This is a genomic window from Mycobacterium sp. 852002-30065_SCH5024008, from assembly GCF_001665645.1.
In the GTDB taxonomy this organism is placed as follows: domain Bacteria; phylum Actinomycetota; class Actinomycetes; order Mycobacteriales; family Mycobacteriaceae; genus Mycobacterium; species Mycobacterium paraffinicum.
This window is the reverse complement of the sequence record NZ_LZSZ01000085.1, coordinates 1-18,472: the sequence shown is the minus strand read 5'-3', so window position 1 is coordinate 18,472 and position 18,472 is coordinate 1. Positions and strand designations below refer to the sequence as shown.

The window sequence follows — 18,472 nt, the reverse complement described above, 5'->3', positions numbered from 1 at the left end:
GGAGCCACGATTTCCTCGCCGGAGGCGGAGACCACCACCACGTCGCGGCCGCACAGTTTGTGGGCGGCGATCAGGTCCGCGGCTTCGGCGAACACCAGCGGCGTCACGATGTCGTGCAGCGTTTCGTTGACGATCGACTTGACCTGATCGACGTCCCACCCGGTGACCATGTTGGTCATGTGGAGGCGCATCCGGTCCATCTGGTCATGATCGGCACCGGAGAGCAGATAGATGAACTGCGCGTAGCTCGACTTGAGCACGGCGCGGCGGTTCAGCAGTCCCTGGTTGAAGAACGGTTTGCTGAACGCCAGCGTGCTGGACTTGGCGATGATCGTCTTGTCCAGGTCGAAGAATGCCGCGGTGCGGGCCCGGGAAGCGGGCGTTGCCGCCGTGTGCTGCTCCCCGGCCGGGTCGAAGACGGTCACCGACCCAGCATAGGTCGGTCGCGCGGCGGTGCCGGGATTCTGGGCCCGAAAAGGCCGTTCAGCAAAGTGGGACCGCTGGTAACGCCAGTGTTCTTGCGGCTCAACGTGTTCTTTCATAGAAACAGCTATTGCGTTACCGCGGCTTGTCATGTGTATAGTAAGCATTACTCGGCCTGAGCCGAGGGTGTATCAGCCCGACCCCCCGGGGCTGATGCACGACGACCCTCGCCTCCTCCCCCCCTGGCGGGGGTCGTCCCTTTTCTGGGGTCTTTCTCGGGTCTTTTCAGGGTCGGTTCCGCGTATACGGAGCGTGCGGCGCGACCATCCAATTGGTTGCGGACATTCCCTCTCCTTTGTGCCGACCGAGCGCCTGTCGACGTCTTTGTGCACACTCGCGTCTCTATCCCCAGATCCGCATTTGGGACTGGTGTCCAACATCGCGAGCCCGCCAGAGTGGGCGCGTGACTAGCACCTCTCCGGCCGAAGTGACGGCTTCCGCGGGCCTCTTGGCGGTGTTGGCGGACCCGGGACTGCGCCGGGATTTGGATCGCGTTGCCGCGGCCGTCGGTGTCCGGGTGGTCCACGCCGGCGGCGCCCTGAGTCGCAAGACGTGGTCGGCGGCCGCGGCCGTGGTGCTGGACGAGGCGGCGGCCGACAGGTGCATGCGGGCGGCGCTCCCGCGCCGCCCGCATGTGATAGTGCTCACGGCGACCGACCCGGCGACCGCGACATGGGCGGCGGCCGTTGCGGTGGGGGCCGGGCTTGTGTTGCGGCTGCCCGAGCAGGAGCGCGAATTGGTGGGCACGCTCGCCGAGGCAGCCGAGTCGTCGCGCGACGACGGGTCGCGCGGCCAAGTCGTCGCCGTCATCGGAGGGTGTGGCGGGGCCGGCGCTTCGTCGCTGGCGGTCGCCCTGGCGCAGGCCACCACCGACGCGCTGTTGGTGGACCTCGACCCGTGGGGCGGCGGCATCGATCTACTGCTGGGCGCCGAAAGCGTGCCGGGCCTGCGCTGGCCGGATCTGGCGCTGCAGGGCGGCCGGCTCAACTGGTCGTCGGTGCGTGCGGCGCTGCCGCGGCACCGCGGAGTCAGCGTCCTGTCCGGCACCCGGCGCGGATACGAGCTGGCGGCCGGGCCCGTGCAAGCCATCGTCGATGCCGGTCGCCGCGGCCCCGTCACGGTGGTCTGCGACCTTCCACGTCGCCTCACCGATGCGGTGCAAGCGGCGCTTGATGCCGCCGACCTCGTCGTCGTGGTCAGCCGATGCGATGTGCGCTCGTCCGCAGCGACGGGCGCACTGGCTCCGGTGCTGGGCACCGTCAACCCCAACGTGGGATTGGTGGTGCGCGGTCCGTCGCCGGGAGGGTTGCGTGCGGGCGAGATCGCCGACATCACCGGGCTGCCGTTGCTGGCGTCCATGAGGGCGGAGCCGCGCTTCGCCGAGCAGCTGGAGCGCGGCGGCCTACGGGTCGGACGGCGATCCGCGCTCGCCGCCGCGGCCCGCGAGGTGCTCGCCGTGTTACCGCGGGCCTCGTCGGGGCCGGCACGAAACGGCAGGGCCGCGTGAACGGTTCGCTGATTGACCGGGTGCGTGAGCGGCTGGCCGCCGAAGCCGCGCCGCTGGGCGCTCCCTTGGGGCCGAGCACCGTGGCCGCCGCGATCCGGGCCGAGTCCGGCGGGATGCTGGGCGACACCGAGGTGCTGGCCAATCTGCGGGTGTTGCAGACCGAGCTGACCGGCGCCGGCATCCTCGAACCGTTGTTGTGCGCAGACGGCACCACCGATGTCTTGGTCACCGCGCCCGATGCGGTGTGGGTCGACGACGGGAATGGCTTGCGCCGCGCGCAAGTTCGGTTCGCCGACGAGGCCGCGGTGCGGCGCCTGGCACAGCGGCTGGCGCTGGCCGCCGGCAGGCGGCTGGACGACGCGCAGCCGTGGGTGGACGGCCAGCTCACCGGCATCGGCGCCGGGTTCGCGGTGCGCTTACACGCGGTGCTGCCGCCTGTGGCGGCCGCGGGCACGTGCTTGTCGCTGCGGGTGTTGCGGCCGGCCAGCCAGGACCTGGCCGCCCTGACTGCGGCGGGCTCCTTGACCCCCGAGGCGGCCGCCCTGGTCGCGGACATCATCGCCGCCCGGCTGGCCTTTCTGGTGTGCGGCGGCACGGGAGCCGGCAAGACGACCTTGCTCGCGGCGATGCTCGGTGCCGTCGCGCCCACCGAACGGATCGTGTGCGTCGAGGATGCCGCCGAGCTGGCGCCCCGGCATCCGCACCTGGTGAAGCTGGTCGCGCGGTGCGCCAACGTCGAGGGCGTCGGCGAGGTTCCGGTGCGCCAACTCGTGCGCCAAGCCCTGCGGATGCGACCCGACCGCATAGTGGTCGGCGAGGTGCGGGGCGCCGAGGTGGTTGATCTGCTGGCGGCGCTGAACACGGGCCACGACGGGGGAGCGGGCACGGTCCACGCGAACAATCCGGCCGAAGTTCCGGCTCGGCTGGAGGCGCTGGGCGCGCTGGGCGGTCTCGATCGCGCCGCGCTGCACAGTCAACTCGCCGCGGCCGTGCAGGTGCTGCTGCATGTCACCAGGGATCGCACCGGGCGGCGTCGGCTCGGTGAAGTCGCCGTGCTGAGACAGATTGCGGGACGGGTGCGGGCGGTCACGGTGTGGCATGCCGACGGGGGCATGACCGACGATGCCGACCTCCTGCATCGCCTGCTGCAAAGCCGGATGCCGGCATGAACGGCCCGACAGCGGGCGCGCTGCTGTTGGCCTTCGCGCTCATCGTCCTTCCGCCGTCGCCGCGGCGCCGTCTCGCGCCGGCGGCGTCGGGCCGCCGGTTCCACCCGCGCACCGGGCCGGGTGGGGCCGGCTGGCTTGCCGCGGCGGTCGTGGGCGCCGCCGCCGTGCTGCTGCCGTTGACGACGCTGCTGGCGGTCGCGGTCGTTGGGGCGACCTCGGGCCTGCGCTATCACCGCCGCCACCGCATCCGGTCCGCACAGCGCGAGGGGCAGGCGCTGGAAGGCGCACTCGACGTGCTCGTCGGCGAATTGCGGGTCGGGTCGCATCCGGTGCGTGCGTTCGGCGTGGCCGCCGGTGAAACCGCCGGCGCCGTCTCGGAGTCGTTGCGGGCGGTGGCCGCCCGCGCCAGGTTGGGGGCCGACGTCGCGGCCGGCCTGCGCGCGGCGGCGAAGTCGTCTGCGCTGCCCGCGCACTGGGATCGCCTCGCGCTGTGTTGGCAACTGGCCAGCGACCATGGCCTGGCGATAGCCACCCTGATGCGTGCCGCGCAGCGCGATATCGCCGAGCGGCAACGGTTCTCGGCGCGGGTGACATCGAGCATGGCCGGTGCGCGCGCGACCGCGGTGATCCTGGCGGGCCTGCCGGTGCTCGGCGTGCTGCTGGGCCAACTGATCGGGGCGCGACCGCTGGCCTTCCTGCTGGGCGGGCACGCGGGCGGATGGCTCTTGGTCGTCGGTTCAACCCTGGCGTGCGGCGGCCTACTGTGGGCCGACCGCATCACCGATCGGCTCGAGTCATGACGACGGCGGCGGTGTTGCTGGCGGTGGCGGCGTGGATCGGTCCCGGTCCGTCGCTGGTGCGGGCGCGGGCGCGGATGCCGGTCCGCGAGCATCGAGCGCGCCCGGGGAGCGGACCGGCGCAGGGGCCCGACCCGCTGGCGGTGGCGTCCTGCCTCGACGTGCTGGCCGTGTGCCTGGGAGCGGGTATGGCGGTGGCCACCGCCGCGGCGGCCGCCGCGGCGGCCGCACCGCCGACGTTGGCCCGCGTGCTGCGGCGCGCGGCCGATCTGTTGGCGCTGGGCGCCGATCCCGTTGTCGCCTGGACGATTACGCCGGATGCCCGGGCCAACTCCGCCGATGCCCAGGCCGAAGCGTTGCTGCGGCTGGCTCGGCGGTCGGCGGCCTCGGGTGCGGCGCTGGCCGAGGGCGTCGCCGACCTGGCCGACCAGGCCCGTCACGACGCCGCGCACGCGGCCACCGCAACCGCAGAGCGCGCTGGGGTGCTGATCGCCGGACCGCTCGGATTGTGCTTCCTGCCGGCGTTCGTGTGCCTGGGGATCGTTCCCGTCGTGGCCGGACTCGCCGGCAACGTCTTTCAGTCGGGATTGTCGTGAGAAGAAAGGAAAGCATTGCTGCACAACATGTTTCGAAGATTCGTGTCCCGCGTGACGGTCCTGGTGTCCGACGAGTCGGGCATGTCCACGGTCGAATACGCCATCGGCACGATCGCCGCCGCCGCCTTCGGTGCGATCCTGTACACAGTCGTGACCGGCGACTCCGTCGTGTCGGCGCTGACCAACATCATCGGTCGCGCGCTCAACACCAAGGTCTAGCCGGCAGTGCGGGTGCCAGCACCGTGGAGGCGGCGCTGGGCGTGGCCACGCTCGTCGTCGTGCTGGTGCTGTGTCTGGCCGGCGTCACCGCGGTGTCGATGCAGATTCGCTGCGTGGACGCCGCCCGCGAGGCGGCCCGGCTCGCGGCCCGCGGTGACGAACGCTCGGCGCTCGGCGCGGCTCGCCGCATCGCCCCCGGCGGGGCGCGGGTCGAGGTGCACCGTGACGGTGAGTTCCTGGTGGCCACCGTCGTCGCGCGCTCGAAGTTGTTGCCGGCGCTCGACATTGCGGCCAAAGCGGTCTCGATGGCGGAGCCGTCGGGATGATCGGGGCTCGGCCACCCTGGTCGCGGCGTGGATGGTCGCGGTGCTGCTGTGCGTCACGGGGGGCGGGGCGTACCTCGGTTCGGTGGTGGTGGCGCGCCATCGCGCACAGGCGGCGGCCGATCTGGCCGCGTTGGCCGCGGCGGCCCGGCTGCCGGCGGGGGCCGAAGCGGCCTGCGCCCACGCGACGGCGGTGGCCCGCCAGATGCAAACCGGCGACGCCAGTTGTGCGGTGGACGAACTCGACGTCGTCGTCACGGTTCGGGTGGCGGTCTTCGGCGGCGCGGCGATCGCCGCCGCGCGGGCAGGGCCCGTTAGCGGCTGACGCGGGCCCGCGCGCGCCGGGCGTAATAGTCTGTCGACGTGGTGCCGCAGTGGCGGATCGGCCCGTTGGTGTTGCCGGTGCACGGTGTCTTCGTGGCGCTGGGCGTCCTGGCCGCCGCCGTCGTGTTCATCGTCGAGGCCCGCCGGCGTGGAGCGGTCAACGAACAATCGTTGGTGGCGGTGACCGGCGCCCTGGTCGGCGGCGCGGTGGGCATGCGCCTCTCCGGTTGGGCCGAGCACCTCGACGTCCGCCTCAACCCGTCGTTGCTGCAGGCGTGGGAATTCGGGTCGCGCAGCATTCTGGGCGGACTCTGCGGCGCCTACCTCGGGGTCCTGATCGCCAAGCGGATCGGCGGCTACACCGGCAAGACGGGTGACTTGTTCGCCCCGGCGGTCGCGCTGGGCATGGCGATCGGCCGGATCGGCTGCCACCTCACCGAAGCGCCGGGGCGCCCGACCAGCCTGCCGTGGGGCATCCACGCCCCGGCCGGCACACCAAAATGTCCCGGTTGCCTCGCGGGCGTGGCAATGCACCCGTCGTTCCTCTACGAAATCGCCTTCCAGCTAGCCGCGTTCGCGGTCCTGCTGTGGTTGCGCAACCGGATAAGTCACCCGGGTGAGCTGTTCGTCCTCTACGTGGCGGGCTATGCGGTGTTCCGGTTCCTGGTCGAGTTTGTCCGGGCCAACGAGACGGTGTGGCTGGGCCTGACCCGGCCGCAGTGGTTTCTCCTGCCCTCGCTCCTGCTCATCGCCGTCCGGCTGCGCCTGGGGTATCGGCGAGGCCACTACGACACCGTGTTGCGACGGGAGGCGGTTCCCGCATGACGAACCCACCGCCGGGTCCGCCTCCGCCGGACGGCTGGCGCCCCCCGGACTGGCCCCCACCGGGTTATCCCTATGACATGAACCGGCCCTACCCCGGCTGGCAACCGCCGCCGAGCAAGCCGAGCGGCGGGGAAATCTTCGGCGCGGCCATCGCCGGGATGGCGCTGTATGCCGGAATCAACACCGTCGTCGGTCCGCTGGTGCTGTTCGGGCTTGCCAATGCCGTCGCCCCGAAGATCGCCTTCGCGGCCGGAGCCGTCATGCTCGGGCTGATCGCCTTCGCCGGCGGGGGAGCGCTGTTGTTCGTGAAGAAGAGTGCCTGGGCGAGGGGAATCGGCATGGGATTGATGATCGGCTGGGCACTCACCTCCATCTTCACCGTCGGCATCTGTACCGGATTGAACCCGATGCTGTATCACCTCACCCGATGAGTGGCATGGAACTGCGGGGCGACCGAATCCACCGCTACGTCAACGCGTTTTGCCCGCAGTGTCACGCCGAGGAACCCGATCGTCCGCTGGGCGACGTGGCACGGCTCAGCGGGTGGCTGGCCGTGCGCGGCGACGGGCAGGTCTGGCTCGAACGGGGCTGCCCGAGACACGGGCACGTTCGAACGCTGTACGACGAAGACCCCGAAATCCTTGCCTACCTTGAGGAGTGGACCGCGCCCACCAAGGCGCACGTCCCCGATGAGGCGGGCAACTTCGACCCGATCCCGTCGGCCTATCTACGCGGCCTGCCGCAGATGCAGACTCAGCACACCTGCATCCTGCTGGAGGACATCGCCGCGACCTGCAACCTGCGCTGCCCAACGTGTTTCGCCGATTCCTCCCCGGACCTCCGCAATGTCGTCGCGGTCGGTGACGTGCTGGCCAACGTCGACCAGCGGCTCGCACGGGAGAACGGCCGCCTGGATGTGGTGATGCTCAGCGGTGGCGAGCCCAGCCTGCACCCGCAGCTGTCCCAGTTGCTCGCCGAGCTCAGCTCGCGACCGATCACACGAATCCTACTGAACACCAACGGTATCCGGATAGCCCACGATGACGAGCTGCTCGACCTGCTCACCGAGCACCGCGAACGCGCCGAGGTGTACCTGCAGTACGACGGGCTCTCGCCGGGCGCGCACCGCTATCACCGTGGCGGCGACCTGTCGCGCCTCAAGGAGTCGGCGCTGCGGCGACTTTCGGAACGCGAGGTTTTCACCACGCTCGTGATGACGGCGTCACTCGGTGTCAACGACACAGAGATCGGCGACATCGTCAAGCTGGCGCTGGACACGCCCTACGTCGGCGGGGTTTGCATCCAGCCGCAATTCGGTTCCGGGCGTTCGGGTCTCATTGACCCGGCCAGGCGCCTCACCCACACGGGTGTGCTGAAGCGGTTGGGACCGCAGACAAGCGGCCTGATCACCTGGCGGGATCTGACCGCGCTGCCATGCTCGCACCCCCATTGCTGCTCGGTCGGGTACATGCTTCGTGAGGACAACGGGAACTGGCGCTCGCTGGTCGCACTGATGGGCCACGACAACCTCAAGGACAAGCTGGGGTTGATCGCCAACCGGATCGCCGACTCCGACATTCCCAGGGAATTGCGGCTGGCCGTGCGGGAATCCTTGATGGGGTTGCTGTCGGAGCAGTCTTCGTTGTCGCATCCTGCGATGTCGGACGTGTGGCGCATGATCTGCGAGAACTGCGACCTGGGCATGGCGACGTTGCTCACCGTGGCGTCGGCCGCCCTGCCGGGGCGGCGACGCCAACTGAGGCGGATGCTGGGTGAGCGTGTCGTTCGGGTCACAGTCAAACCGTTCATGGACATGTCGACGATGATCGAAGAGCGGCTGGTGCAGTGCTGCGTGCACGTCGGCACGCGGTCGTCGCAGGATCAGTGCGCGCCGTTCTGCGCGGTGCAGGCGTGGCCGCAACTCGGCGGCCAGCGGCTGTCGGTCGCCGCCGAGCGCTTGCTGCCCGTCGTGGGTTAGGCCGTCGGGTCGGGGCCGCCCGGCAATTCGGCGGCGGCGAGTTCCTCCTCAGAGGGCAACCGCAGCGAGACCAGCCCGGCGTAGGTATCCGGTTCGAGTTCCACCCTGTTGACCGTGACGTGCACCGGCACCCAATCGTTGTCATGGCCGGGCATTCGCAGCACCCGACTGGTCGCACCGTGGCCGAATTCCTCGGTCATCGAGGACACAAGGTGCTGATCGTCGGGGTGAACCTTCGGCTCGCCGGTCTCACTGCCGCGCCAGTCGTAGAAGGTGCAGGGCTCGTCCAGCCATTTCAGCAGGGCCCAGTTCTTGAGGTCGATCAGCGCGCGGTGGACGCCGGCCTGAGCGAGCCCGCTCAGGATCCGTTGCGCCAGATCGTCTGTCGACACCTCTGGGCCCTTGAGTTCGGCGCGCCAGTTGATCGCCCGCGCGACCAGATGGTCCCGGCCGTCGGGGCCCGCCTCCAGGCCGGTGCGCGCGACGAAACCGATCCGCATGGGGTTGCCCTGCCAATCGGTGAGATCCCAGGTGCTGCAGAGTGTTTGGTTGGGCTCGGCCTTCACGGCCATGGCCAGCACCTTGGTTTCGTTGGGGTTGAGCTCGCGAGAGGGAAGGTCTTCAGCGAAGGCCCTGCCGAAGGTGACCTCGACTTCGGGATTCTTTCCGCTGTTGGCCAACGACTCCCGGGTGTCGGTGGCGACGCCCATGGTCAGGTCCCACTTCAGCGGCCCGGGGGTCGGCCGCTCGGGTGGTTCGACGTCCGCGGGGCCGGTCCACACATGCACCCCGTGGATATGGCCGTCGGACATCACCACCGGTTCGGTGCGAATGACGCGGTCGCGCTTGGGAGTGATGCTGGTCAAGCTCTGACCGGTCTGTACCGACTCGGCGATCGCCGTCCGAACCGCGGAGAGATAAGGACTGCGGCGCATGAACGTGGTGATCGGGACGAGATTCTTAAGTTGGCGTCCCTGCGCCACCACGGTGGGTTCACCCCCCAGCGTCTCCACGAGCAACCAGTCGTGGCCCATGCGGCCGATTTTACGGCGACGGCCCGCATTGTTGGGACCTCGGGCCTACCGGCCATGTCGGCGCCGTCCGCGGGCCTCCGGCGCAACCCCACCGGCGAGCCGGTGAATTTGCCGATGTCGTTGTGGCCTTGGTAGTTTGCTGCTGCGCCCGCGAGGTCGGGGCTGCCGCCGCTCACCGATGAGCGTCCGTTAGCCCGTCAGACGGCATCCGTGGGGTCGACCGTCGAGGGGTCGGTCGTCATCCGCCGGATTGCTCAGCGTGCGGCAGCTCCGCGAGGACCAGGTGCAACACCCGCACCGCACCCTCCTTGTCGAGCGGGTCGTTGCCGTTGCCACATTTCGGGGACTGCACGCAGGACGGACACCCCCGGGGGCACTCACATGCCTCGATGGCGGCGGCGGTAGCACCCAGCCAGGTACGCGCCTGGCGAAAACCGCGCTCGGCGAACCCGGCGCCGCCCGGATAGCCGTCGTACACGAAGACACTGGGCAGACCGGCCGGGTCCGGTCCCACCGCGGTGGACAAGCCGCCGATATCGCCCCGATCGCAGCTGGCCACCAGCGGCAGCAGGCCGATCGCCGCGTGCTCGGCGGCGTGCAGTGATCCGGGGATCCGCGGCACGTCAATCCCCTTGCGCAACAAGGCTTCTTCGGTGATGGTGTACATAACCGCGGTGGTCGCCAGCGTGTGTTCCGGCATGTCCAACTCGATGAAGTCGATCACCTCTCCGGAAAGCCGGCGACGCAGATACCCCACCACTTGGTGGGTGACGGTGACGGGCACCAGACCCAGGGTGACGGGCCCGAACTGTGCGCGTTCGCCGGTACCGGTGACCGTGATGTCGGTGATTTCCCGCGCAAACGTCGCGTAGCCGGGGTCCTCGGCGTGCACGAAGGCGATCGCATCCTCGAGGTTCAACGAGTCGACGACATAACTTTCCCCTTGATGGAGGTAGACGGCGCCCGGGTGGACCGAAGCCGGGGCCTGACCGACACCGGTGCTGCCCAGCAGCCGCCCGGTGTCGGCCTCGACGATGACGATCTGGCCGCCCGAGGATCCCCGAATGTCCACCGCCCCATGCGGTTCTAGTCCTGCCGCGGGAAAGTACTTGCCGTTGCGCCGCCGCAACAATCCGTCGTCGATCAGACCCTCGGCCATCTCGGTTGCCCCGAAGTCGCGCACCTCGGCCTCGTCCAGCGGCATTTCGGTTGCGGCGCAGAGCAGTTGGGGCCCCAGAATGTAGGGGTTGGCGGGGTCGATCACCACCCGCTCGACCGGCTTGCCCAGCAGCGCGGTGGGGTTGTGCACCAGATACGTGTCCAGCGGATCGTCGCGGGCGATCAGCACCACCAGCGCGCCCTGCCCGCGCCGGCCCGACCGGCCGGCCTGCTGCCAGAACGAGGCGACCGTGCCCGGGAACCCGGCGAGGACCACCGCGTCCAGTCCGGCGATGTCGACACCCAACTCCAGGGCATTCGTGGTGGCCAGGCCGCGCAACCGGCCCTCCGCGAGGGCCCGCTCCAGCGCGGTGCGGTCCTCGGCAAGATAGCCGGCCCGATACGACGCCACCTTGCCGGAGAGCCCGGGAGCGATCTCGTCCAACCGCGCCTGGGTGCCCAAGGCGGTCAACTCCGCGGCGCGGCGCGACCGCACGAACGTCAGCGTCTGCGCCCCCTCGGCGATCAGGTCGGCCATCACCCGCGCCGCCTCCGCGCCGGCCGAGCGGCGCACCGGCGCGCCGTTCTCGCCGAGCAGGTCGGCGCGCAGCGCCGGTTCCCACAACGCGACCGTCCTCGCGCCCTGGGGCGAACCGTCCTCGGTGACCTCATCGACCGGAAGCCCGATGAGCTCGGCCGCCGTCGCGCCCGGTGCGTCCGTCGTCGCGCTGGCGAAGATGACAGTGGGAGCGGACGAATATCGCGCACACAGCCGCAGCAACCGCCGCAGCACCATCGCCACGTTGGAGCCGAAAACCCCACGGTAGTAATGGCATTCGTCGACGATCACGAACCGAAGGCCCCGCAACAGCACGGCCCACCTGGCATGGTTGCGCAGAATCGACAAATGGATCATGTCGGGATTGGAGAACAGCCACCGGGATCGCTCCCGCGCGAACCGGCGGACTTCCGGGGGGCTGTCGCCGTCGTAGGCGGTGGGAGCCACGTCATGCAGCCGTGGAACGGCGGCCGTCAGCGCGTGCGCGGCCCGCAATTGGTCGTGGCCCAGCGCCTTCGTCGGGGACAGGTACAGCACCCGAGCCCGCGGATCGGTGGCCAGCGCGTTGAGGACGGGAAGCTGATACGCCAATGACTTGCCCGACGCGGTCCCGGTGCTCACCACCACATGACGGCCGGCGTGCGCCAGCTCCGCGGCGGCCGACTGGTGTGACCAGGGCGAACTCACCCCGCGGTCGGTGAACGCGCGCACCACGTCCGGCTCGGCCCACCCCGGCCAACTATGCGGACGGCCGCTTCGTGGCGGGAGTTCGGCGACGTGCCGCAGCGGGTGCTCGTCGGCGTCGGTACCGGCGAGCGCGGCGGCGAGCAGGTCGCTGCCGAAACTCGCCATTCGCACTCTCCCGGGACCGGCTGAGACTCCGTCCAAGACGCAAGTCTGTCGCCGAAGCGATGAACATGGTTGACTATTCGCGGTCGCAGCTTCTGTGTTCGTGTCAAACTTTCGCAGGATCGACGTTGCGGCCGCGGTTCCTGCGAGGTTAATCGGTCGGGTGAAGTTCCGGCGACTGAGCGAGGTATGGCGGTCGTACCAGGCCCGGGGCATCGGCAGGCGGTGCCCCGCACCCAGAAGAAAAGGAAAGATCGAGAGATGCCACAGGGAACTGTGAAGTGGTTCAACGCGGAGAAGGGCTTCGGGTTCATTGCCCCCGAAGACGGTTCCGCGGATGTTTTTGTCCACTACACGGAGATCCAGGGTTCGGGCTTCCGCACCCTCGAAGAAAACCAGAAGGTCGAGTTCGAAATCGGCCACAGCCCTAAGGGCCCCCAGGCCACCGGAGTCCGCCCCGCTTAAGCGGAGCAGGTCTTCCACGAACCCCCCGTGCAGTCCCGCCCAGCGGGCCCGTCGGGGGGTTTTCGTATTCCGGCCAGTGCCGAACCGTCGCCGCGCCGGTTGCCTCAAGACGCGAATGGCCGACCTGGCCTACTGTCGGTGGCGTGAGCCAGCTTTCCTTCTTCACAGCGGAGTCGGTGCCGCCCGCGGTCGCCGACCTCTCCGGGGTGCTGGCGGCTTCCGGTCAGATCGTCATGGTCGGCGGTCCGGGCACGCAGGGCGCGCGCCTGTCCGTGGTGGTGGATCAGGCCTGGCGTGCCGCCGCGCTGGCCGCGATGATCCGCGAGGCGGGGCTGGAGCCCGAAATCGGCCGCACCGACGAGGACACCCCGCTGGTGCGGACGGCGGTCACCGCGGCGTTGGTGAATCTGGCCGCCGAATGGACGCGCGGCGCGGTCAAAACGGTGCCGCCGCGGTGGCTGCCCGGGCCGCGGGAATTGCGCGCCTGGACGCTGGCGGCCGGTCATCCCGAGGGCGACCATTACCTGTTGGGCCTGGATCCGCACGCCCCCGATACCCATTCCCCGCTGGCGTCGGCTTTGATGCGGGTCGGAATCGCCCCCACATTGATCGGCACCCGCGGTGGCCGGCCGGCGCTGCGGATCAGCGGCCGTCGCCGGCTATCGCGCCTGGTAGAGAACGTGGGTGACGCCCCCGACGGCGTCGACGTGGCATCGGTATGGCCGCGGGTATAACCGCGGAAAAAGATTTGCGTTTCCGGCGGCCGGTTTGCGCAGTCGCGCCTCAGGGTGCGAAATTGTCAGGTGCCCGAGGGCGAAGGAACGCTGGCGTATCTGAATTTCCGCGGAATTTTTGACGCCGGCCTGTCATTCTTCTGCGGGGCGGCCTCGCAGGGGGGCCGGGATCAAGGATGGAGCGTAAGCGTAGTTGGCCGACCCGAATCTCAAGGACCGCGAGAGCGGCCGGGCTGGGAGCCGTAGGCGACTCGTCATCGTCGAGTCGCCGACCAAAGCGCGCAAATTGGCCGGTTACCTGGGCTCCAACTACATCGTCGAATCCTCGCGCGGCCACATCCGCGACCTGCCCCGCGCCGCGGCCGACGTGCCGGCGAAATACAAGTCGGAGCCGTGGGCCCGCCTTGGTGTCAACGTCGATCACGACTTCGAGCCGCTCTACATCATCAGCCCCGAGAAGAAGAGCACCGTCAGCGAGCTGAAGGGCCTGCTGAAGGGCGTCGACGAGCTTTACCTGGCCACGGATGGTGACCGCGAGGGCGAAGCCATCGCCTGGCACCTGCTGGAAACCCTGAAGCCGAACATCCCGGTCAAGCGGATGGTGTTCCACGAGATCACCGAGCCGGCCATTCTGGAGGCCGCCGAAAACCCGCGTGACCTGGACATCGACCTGGTCGACGCGCAGGAAACCCGTCGCATCCTGGACAGGCTGTACGGCTACGAGGTCAGCCCGGTGCTGTGGAAGAAGGTGGCACCCAAGCTGTCGGCGGGGCGGGTCCAGTCGGTGGCCACGCGCATCATCGTGCAGCGGGAACGCGACCGCATGGCGTTCCGCAGCGCCTCCTACTGGGACATCCTGGCCCGTCTGGACGCCAGCGTGTCCGACCCGCAGGCCGCACCGCCGACCTTCACCGCCCGGCTGACCAGCGTCGACGGCCTGCGCGTTGCCACCGGCCGCGACTTCGACTCGTTGGGCCAGCTGCGCAAGGCCGACGAAGTGACCGTGTTGGACGAGGCCCGGGCGACCGAGCTGGCAACCGGGCTGCACGGCACCCAGCTTTCGGTCGCCTCGGTGGAGGAGAAGCCCTACACCCGCCGGCCCTACGCACCGTTCATGACGTCGACGCTGCAGCAGGAGGCCGGCCGCAAGTTGCGGTTCTCCTCGGAGCGCACCATGAGCATCGCCCAGCGGCTCTACGAGAACGGCTACATCACCTATATGCGTACCGACTCGACGACGCTGTCGCAGTCGGCCATCAACGCCGCGCGCACGCAGGCGCGTCAGCTCTACGGCGAGGAGTACGTCTCACCGTCGCCGCGCCAGTACACCCGCAAGGTGAAGAACGCCCAGGAGGCGCACGAGGCGATCCGGCCTGCCGGTGAGACCTTCGCCACCCCGGACGCGGTGCGCCGCGAGCTCGACGGCGACGAATTCCGGCTCTACGAGCTGGTCTGGCAGCGCACCGTGGCCTCGCAGATGGCCGACGCGCGCGGGACGACGCTGAGCCTGCGGATCAACGGTCAATCCGGCGGTCGCGATGTGGTGTTCTCCGCGAGTGGGCGCACCATCACGTTCGCCGGGTTCTTGAAGGCCTACGTGGAGACCGTCGACGAATTGGCCGGCGGCGAGGCCGATGATGCCGAGAGCCGGCTGCCGCAGTTGACGCAGGGCCAGCGGCTGGACGCCGTCGAGCTGACGCCCGACGGCCACGCCACCAACCCGCCGGCGCGCTACACCGAGGCGTCGCTGGTGAAGGCGCTCGAGGAGCTGGGCATCGGCCGCCCGTCGACGTACTCGTCGATCATCAAGACCATTCAGGACCGGGGCTACGTGCACAAGAAGGGCAGCGCGCTGGTGCCCTCGTGGGTCGCGTTCGCCGTAATCGGTTTGCTGGAGCGGCATTTCGGCCGGCTGGTCGATTACGGCTTCACCGCCGCGATGGAGGACGAGCTCGACGCGATCGCCTCGGGGCAGGAGCGGCGCACCGACTGGCTCAACCGCTTCTACTTCGGCGGCGACCACGGGGTGGCCGACTCGGTGGCGCGCTCCGGCGGCCTCAAAAAGCTCGTCGGCGTCAACCTCGAAGGCATCGATGCCCGAGAAGTGAACTCCATCAAGCTATTTGACGACGATCAGGGTCGCCCCGTATACGTCCGGGTGGGCAAGAACGGGCCCTACCTGGAACGCATGGTCACCAACGATGAGGGTGAGCTCGGGCCGCAGCGCGCCAACCTCAACGACTCGCTGACGCCGGACGAGCTGACGCTGGAGGTGGCCGAGCAGCTGTTCGCCACGCCGCAGGAGGGACGCGCGTTGGGCGTCGACCCGGAGACGGGTCACGAGATCGTCGCCAAGGACGGCCGGTACGGCCCCTACGTGACCGAGATCCTGCCCGCGCCGCCCGAAGAGGACGAGGGTGGCGTCCCCGCCAAGAAGGGCAAAAAGCCGACGGGACCCAAGCCGCGCACCGGCTCGCTGCTGCGCAGCATGGACCTGCAGACCGTCACCCTCGAGGACGCGCTGAAGCTGCTGTCGCTGCCCCGGGTGGTCGGCGTGGACCCGCAGACCGGTGAGGAGATCACCGCGCAGAACGGCCGCTACGGCCCATACCTCAAGCGCGGCACCGACTCTCGTTCACTGGCCACCGAGGACCAGATCTTCGAGATCACGCTCGACGAGGCGCTGAAGATCTACGCCGAGCCCAAACGGCGCGGCAGGCAGGCCGCGGCCGCGCCGCCGTTGCGGGAGCTGGGCGCCGACCCGGCGACCGGCAAGCCGATGGTGATCAAGGACGGCCGATTCGGGCCGTATGTCACCGATGGCGAGACCAACGCGAGCCTGCGCAAGGGCGACGACGTCCTGTCGATCACCGACGAGCGCGCCGCCGAACTGCTGGCCGACCGGCGGGCGCGGGGCCCGGTGAAGCGTCCCGCGAAGAAGGTCGCCCGCAAGAAGGCCCCGGCCAAGAAGGCCGCCAAGCGCAACTAGGTGCGGCCCCGGTCTAGAAGCCGGGGCCGATCGCCTCGCTGTGCACATCCTCGCGGACGGGCCGTACGGGTTGGGAGTCGGTGACTCCGGCCAGCGTCACCGGTCGCGCCAGCTGGGTGGGGGCGGTGCGGCCCCGCAGCTCGACCACCTCGCCCACATCCCAGCACAAGGCCTCGGCGTCCAGCGCGCCGCTGACGGCGATCGCCGACGCCAGCACGTGGCCGGACTCGAGTTTGGCCAGCTCGGTCAGCCGGGCGGCCTCGTTGACCGGGTCGCCGATCACCGTGTACTCGAAGCGGGCCTGCGCGCCGATGTGCCCGGCGATCGCCCTGCCCGCCGAGACGCCGATCCCGAACTCCGCCGAGCCGATCACCGGGAGCAGCTCGTCGTGCAGCTCGCGCGCCGCGGCGAGCGCGCCGCCCGACGCGTCGGGGTGTTCGATCGGCGCACCGAAGATGGCCAGGGCGGCGTCGCCCTGGAACTTGTTGACGAAACCGCCGTGCCGGCCCACGGTTTCGACCACGACGCGGAAGAACTCGTTGAGCAGGTGGACCACCTCGGCGGGCGGGCGGGTCGCGGCCAGCTTGGTGGAGCCGACCAGGTCGACGAACAGCACCGCGACGTGGCGCTCCTGACCGCCCAGCTCGGTGCCGCGTTCCAGGGCGCGACGGGCGACGTCTTCACCGACGTAGCGACCGAACAGGTCGCGCAGCCGCTGCCGCTCGGACAGGTCACGCACCATGTCGTTGAAGCCGGCCTGCAGCAGGCCCAGCTCGCTGGCATCGTAGATCTGCATGTGCGCGTTGTAGTTTCCGCGCTGCACCTCGGACAGCGCCCAGCGCAGCTGGCGCAGCGGGTCGGCGATCGACATGGCCACCAGCAGGGTGCTGACGAAGCCGATGCCCAATGCCGCCAGCGCCAGCAACAGGATGGGGGTGAACAGCTTCTCCGGCGTGGCGTGCAGCAGGGACGCCTTGTCCGCCATCACCGCCAGCACAATGGCCAGCACCGGGACGGCGGTGGACAGCATCCACGTCAGGATCTGCCGCAGGATGACGCCCGGCGCCTGCACGTTCTCGGGCACGCCGCTGCGCAGGGCCGCCACGGCCACCGGCCGCAGCACCCGCTCGGACTGCAGGTAGCCGATGATCGCGGTCGCCGCGGCGCCGAGCCCGGTGGCGACGGCGACGACGGGCGCGGCGAACCGGGCCACCGACCAGCTGGCGATGATGAACACCACGCCGCCGATGCACCAGGCCGCCATGCTGATCAGCGTGCGATAGAAGGGCATCCGCAGGGCGCGGCTCCGCGCCAGCTCGGTGGCCGCCGGGTCGGCCTCGGCGAGCAGGTTGTCGCGGCGCTGCCAGCGGAAGACCGGCATCAGCAGCTTCAGGTTGACCATCCAGCCGGCCAGGAACAACACCACCAGCGCGGTCGCGAAGACCGCCAGGTTCAGGACCGGCAGATCCTGCAATTGGATGCGATCCTCGGGGGGCAGCGCGTAGCGCAGGAAGCCCAGCACGAAGAGGGCGCCGATGATGTCGGCCTGCAGCATGCTCAACGAGAACAACGGCCACGGGGTACGCACCACCCACCGGACGAATGCGCTGATCCGCCCGGGCAGTGCTCCCGCTGTTGCCACGATCCCACCGTATCGGTCAGCAGGGACTTGTCGGAAACTTACAACGATCTCGACGCGCCCCCATTCGGGCCGAAAAGAGCCGAAAGGTAACGGGATTGTCCCAATACGGTGGCCGATCGGTATATGTCGGCGGTGGTGGCTACTGTTACCGGTGATGTCCGGGGTGTTTACGCGGCTGGTAGGCCAGGACGTGGTGACGGCCGAACTGCTCGCCGCCGCCAGGGCGGCCCGCGGTGATCTGGTTCACAGCGATGCGGGCGCCGGGACTATGACACATGCATGGCTGATCACGGGTCCCCCCGGGTCGGGGCGCTCGGTCGCGGCGCTGTGCTTCGCCGCCGCGCTGCAGTGCACCTCCGATGGGGAACCGGGGTGCGGGCAATGCCGGGCGTGCACGACGACCATGGCCGGCACCCACTCCGACGTGCGCCGGGTGATCCCCGAAGGGCTGTCCATCGGGGTGGACGAGATGCGCGCCATCGTGCAGATCGCGTCGCGGCGTCCGGCCACCGGGCACCGGCAGATCGTGGTGATCGAGGACGCCGACCGGCTCACCGAGGGCGCCGCCAACGCGCTGCTCAAGGTCGTCGAGGAGCCGCCGCCGTCGACCGTGTTCCTGCTGTGCGCGCCGTCGGTGGATCCCGAGGACATCGCCATCACTTTGCGTTCCCGCTGCCGGCACGTCGCGCTGGTCACCCCGCCGACCGAGGCGATTGCGCGCGTCCTGATCGACAGCGACGGCCTGACTCAGGACACCGCGAACTGGGCGGCGTCGGTCAGCGGCGGCCACGTCGGCCGGGCGCGGCGGCTGGCCACCGATT

At 69.7% G+C, this 18,472-nt stretch carries 18 protein-coding genes; 14 read left to right on the top strand and 4 right to left on the bottom strand.

Going from position 1 to position 18,472, the window contains the following annotated elements:
• Window positions 1–425: HAD-IB family hydrolase (locus A5781_RS11265; protein WP_156624555.1), on the bottom strand; the 425-nt coding region annotated here is incomplete at its 3' end.
• Between the two features lie 512 nt (window positions 426–937).
• On the opposite strand from A5781_RS11265, the gene ssd reads away from it, so the two are divergent.
• From ssd to A5781_RS11215, 10 genes are read left to right on the top strand one after another with little or no spacing between them, the layout of a single operon-like run.
• The gene (gene ssd / locus A5781_RS11260) at window positions 938–1,990 is read left to right on the top strand and encodes a septum site-determining protein Ssd (RefSeq protein WP_067205110.1); all 1,053 of its coding nucleotides are present in this window, start codon (window positions 938–940) and stop codon (window positions 1,988–1,990) included.
• A complete protein-coding gene (locus A5781_RS11255; protein WP_067205096.1) occupies window positions 1,987–3,159 on the top strand; it encodes a TadA family conjugal transfer-associated ATPase in 1,173 nt (390 codons plus the stop codon). Before ssd ends, A5781_RS11255 begins: the two co-directional genes overlap by 4 nt.
• On the top strand, window positions 3,156–3,959 hold the full coding sequence (locus A5781_RS11250; protein WP_067205092.1) for a type II secretion system F family protein: 804 nt from the start codon (window positions 3,156–3,158) through the stop codon (window positions 3,957–3,959). The genes A5781_RS11255 and A5781_RS11250 overlap by 4 nt, the downstream gene beginning before the upstream one ends.
• Window positions 3,956–4,552 carry a type II secretion system F family protein gene (locus tag A5781_RS11245; protein WP_197503791.1) on the top strand — a complete coding sequence of 199 codons (597 nt, stop codon included), beginning with the start codon at window positions 3,956–3,958 and terminating at the stop codon, window positions 4,550–4,552. Before A5781_RS11250 ends, A5781_RS11245 begins: the two co-directional genes overlap by 4 nt.
• A 27-nt stretch (window positions 4,553–4,579) precedes the next feature.
• The gene (locus A5781_RS11240) at window positions 4,580–4,771 is read left to right on the top strand and encodes a DUF4244 domain-containing protein (protein ID WP_067743095.1); all 192 of its coding nucleotides are present in this window, start codon (window positions 4,580–4,582) and stop codon (window positions 4,769–4,771) included.
• Window positions 4,772–4,794: 23 nt separating this feature from the next.
• A complete protein-coding gene (locus A5781_RS11235) occupies window positions 4,795–5,097 on the top strand; it encodes a TadE family type IV pilus minor pilin (RefSeq protein WP_082939300.1) in 303 nt (100 codons plus the stop codon).
• A gap of 31 nt (window positions 5,098–5,128) precedes the next feature.
• Window positions 5,129–5,419, top strand: coding sequence for an Rv3654c family TadE-like protein (locus tag A5781_RS11230; RefSeq protein WP_369817711.1), 291 nt, complete (start codon window positions 5,129–5,131; stop codon window positions 5,417–5,419).
• Between the two features lie 38 nt (window positions 5,420–5,457).
• Window positions 5,458–6,243 (top strand): prolipoprotein diacylglyceryl transferase, encoded by a 786-nt coding sequence (locus A5781_RS11225; protein ID WP_067205089.1) that lies wholly within the window; start codon window positions 5,458–5,460, stop codon window positions 6,241–6,243.
• Window positions 6,240–6,674: a hypothetical protein gene (locus A5781_RS11220; protein ID WP_067205085.1), complete on the top strand. Its 435-nt coding sequence runs from the start codon at window positions 6,240–6,242 to the stop codon at window positions 6,672–6,674. The genes A5781_RS11225 and A5781_RS11220 overlap by 4 nt, the downstream gene beginning before the upstream one ends.
• 5 nt (window positions 6,675–6,679) lie before the next feature.
• Entirely contained in the window at window positions 6,680–8,221 is a 1,542-nt protein-coding gene (locus tag A5781_RS11215; RefSeq protein ID WP_067205082.1) for a radical SAM protein, read from the top strand.
• Here the strand turns inward: A5781_RS11215 and A5781_RS11210 are convergent.
• The gene (locus A5781_RS11210; RefSeq protein ID WP_067205076.1) at window positions 8,218–9,255 is read right to left on the bottom strand and encodes a PAS domain-containing protein; all 1,038 of its coding nucleotides are present in this window, start codon (window positions 9,253–9,255) and stop codon (window positions 8,218–8,220) included. The two genes, A5781_RS11215 and A5781_RS11210, sit on opposite strands and share 4 nt — an antisense overlap.
• A 238-nt stretch (window positions 9,256–9,493) precedes the next feature.
• Window positions 9,494–11,824 (bottom strand): DEAD/DEAH box helicase, encoded by a 2,331-nt coding sequence (locus A5781_RS11205; RefSeq protein WP_067205075.1) that lies wholly within the window; start codon window positions 11,822–11,824, stop codon window positions 9,494–9,496.
• 258 nt (window positions 11,825–12,082) lie between these two features.
• Here A5781_RS11205 and cspA point away from each other — a divergent pair, with 258 nt between their 5' ends.
• From cspA to topA, 3 genes are all read left to right on the top strand, one after another.
• The gene (gene cspA / locus A5781_RS11200) at window positions 12,083–12,286 is read left to right on the top strand and encodes a cold shock protein CspA (RefSeq protein WP_066955621.1); all 204 of its coding nucleotides are present in this window, start codon (window positions 12,083–12,085) and stop codon (window positions 12,284–12,286) included.
• 143 nt (window positions 12,287–12,429) lie between these two features.
• Entirely contained in the window at window positions 12,430–13,020 is a 591-nt protein-coding gene (locus A5781_RS11195) for a hypothetical protein (RefSeq protein ID WP_067205070.1), read from the top strand.
• Window positions 13,021–13,213: 193 nt separating this feature from the next.
• Window positions 13,214–16,009: a type I DNA topoisomerase gene (topA, locus tag A5781_RS11190; protein ID WP_067205067.1), complete on the top strand. Its 2,796-nt coding sequence runs from the start codon at window positions 13,214–13,216 to the stop codon at window positions 16,007–16,009.
• A 13-nt stretch (window positions 16,010–16,022) separates the two neighbouring features.
• On the opposite strand, the gene A5781_RS11185 is transcribed toward topA, so the two are convergent.
• The gene (locus A5781_RS11185) at window positions 16,023–17,699 is read right to left on the bottom strand and encodes an adenylate/guanylate cyclase domain-containing protein (protein WP_231987357.1); all 1,677 of its coding nucleotides are present in this window, start codon (window positions 17,697–17,699) and stop codon (window positions 16,023–16,025) included.
• A gap of 106 nt (window positions 17,700–17,805) precedes the next feature.
• Here A5781_RS11185 and A5781_RS11180 point away from each other — a divergent pair.
• Window positions 17,806–18,472: DNA polymerase III subunit delta' (locus tag A5781_RS11180; RefSeq protein ID WP_067205061.1), on the top strand; the 667-nt coding region annotated here is incomplete at its 3' end.

Coding starts and splice junctions, on each gene's coding strand:
- cspA (WP_066955621.1), top strand. CDS start 12,083: ATGCCACAGGGAACTGTGAAGTGGTTCAACGCGGAGAAGGGCTTCGGG.
- A5781_RS11245 (WP_197503791.1), top strand. CDS start 3,956: ATGACGACGGCGGCGGTGTTGCTGGCGGTGGCGGCGTGGATCGGTCCC.
- A5781_RS11230 (WP_369817711.1), top strand. CDS start 5,129: ATGGTCGCGGTGCTGCTGTGCGTCACGGGGGGCGGGGCGTACCTCGGT.
- A5781_RS11215 (WP_067205082.1), top strand. CDS start 6,680: ATGGAACTGCGGGGCGACCGAATCCACCGCTACGTCAACGCGTTTTGC.
- A5781_RS11210 (WP_067205076.1), bottom strand. CDS start 9,255: ATGGGCCACGACTGGTTGCTCGTGGAGACGCTGGGGGGTGAACCCACC.
- A5781_RS11240 (WP_067743095.1), top strand. CDS start 4,580: ATGTTTCGAAGATTCGTGTCCCGCGTGACGGTCCTGGTGTCCGACGAG.
- A5781_RS11220 (WP_067205085.1), top strand. CDS start 6,240: ATGACGAACCCACCGCCGGGTCCGCCTCCGCCGGACGGCTGGCGCCCC.
- A5781_RS11250 (WP_067205092.1), top strand. CDS start 3,156: ATGAACGGCCCGACAGCGGGCGCGCTGCTGTTGGCCTTCGCGCTCATC.
- A5781_RS11205 (WP_067205075.1), bottom strand. CDS start 11,824: ATGGCGAGTTTCGGCAGCGACCTGCTCGCCGCCGCGCTCGCCGGTACC.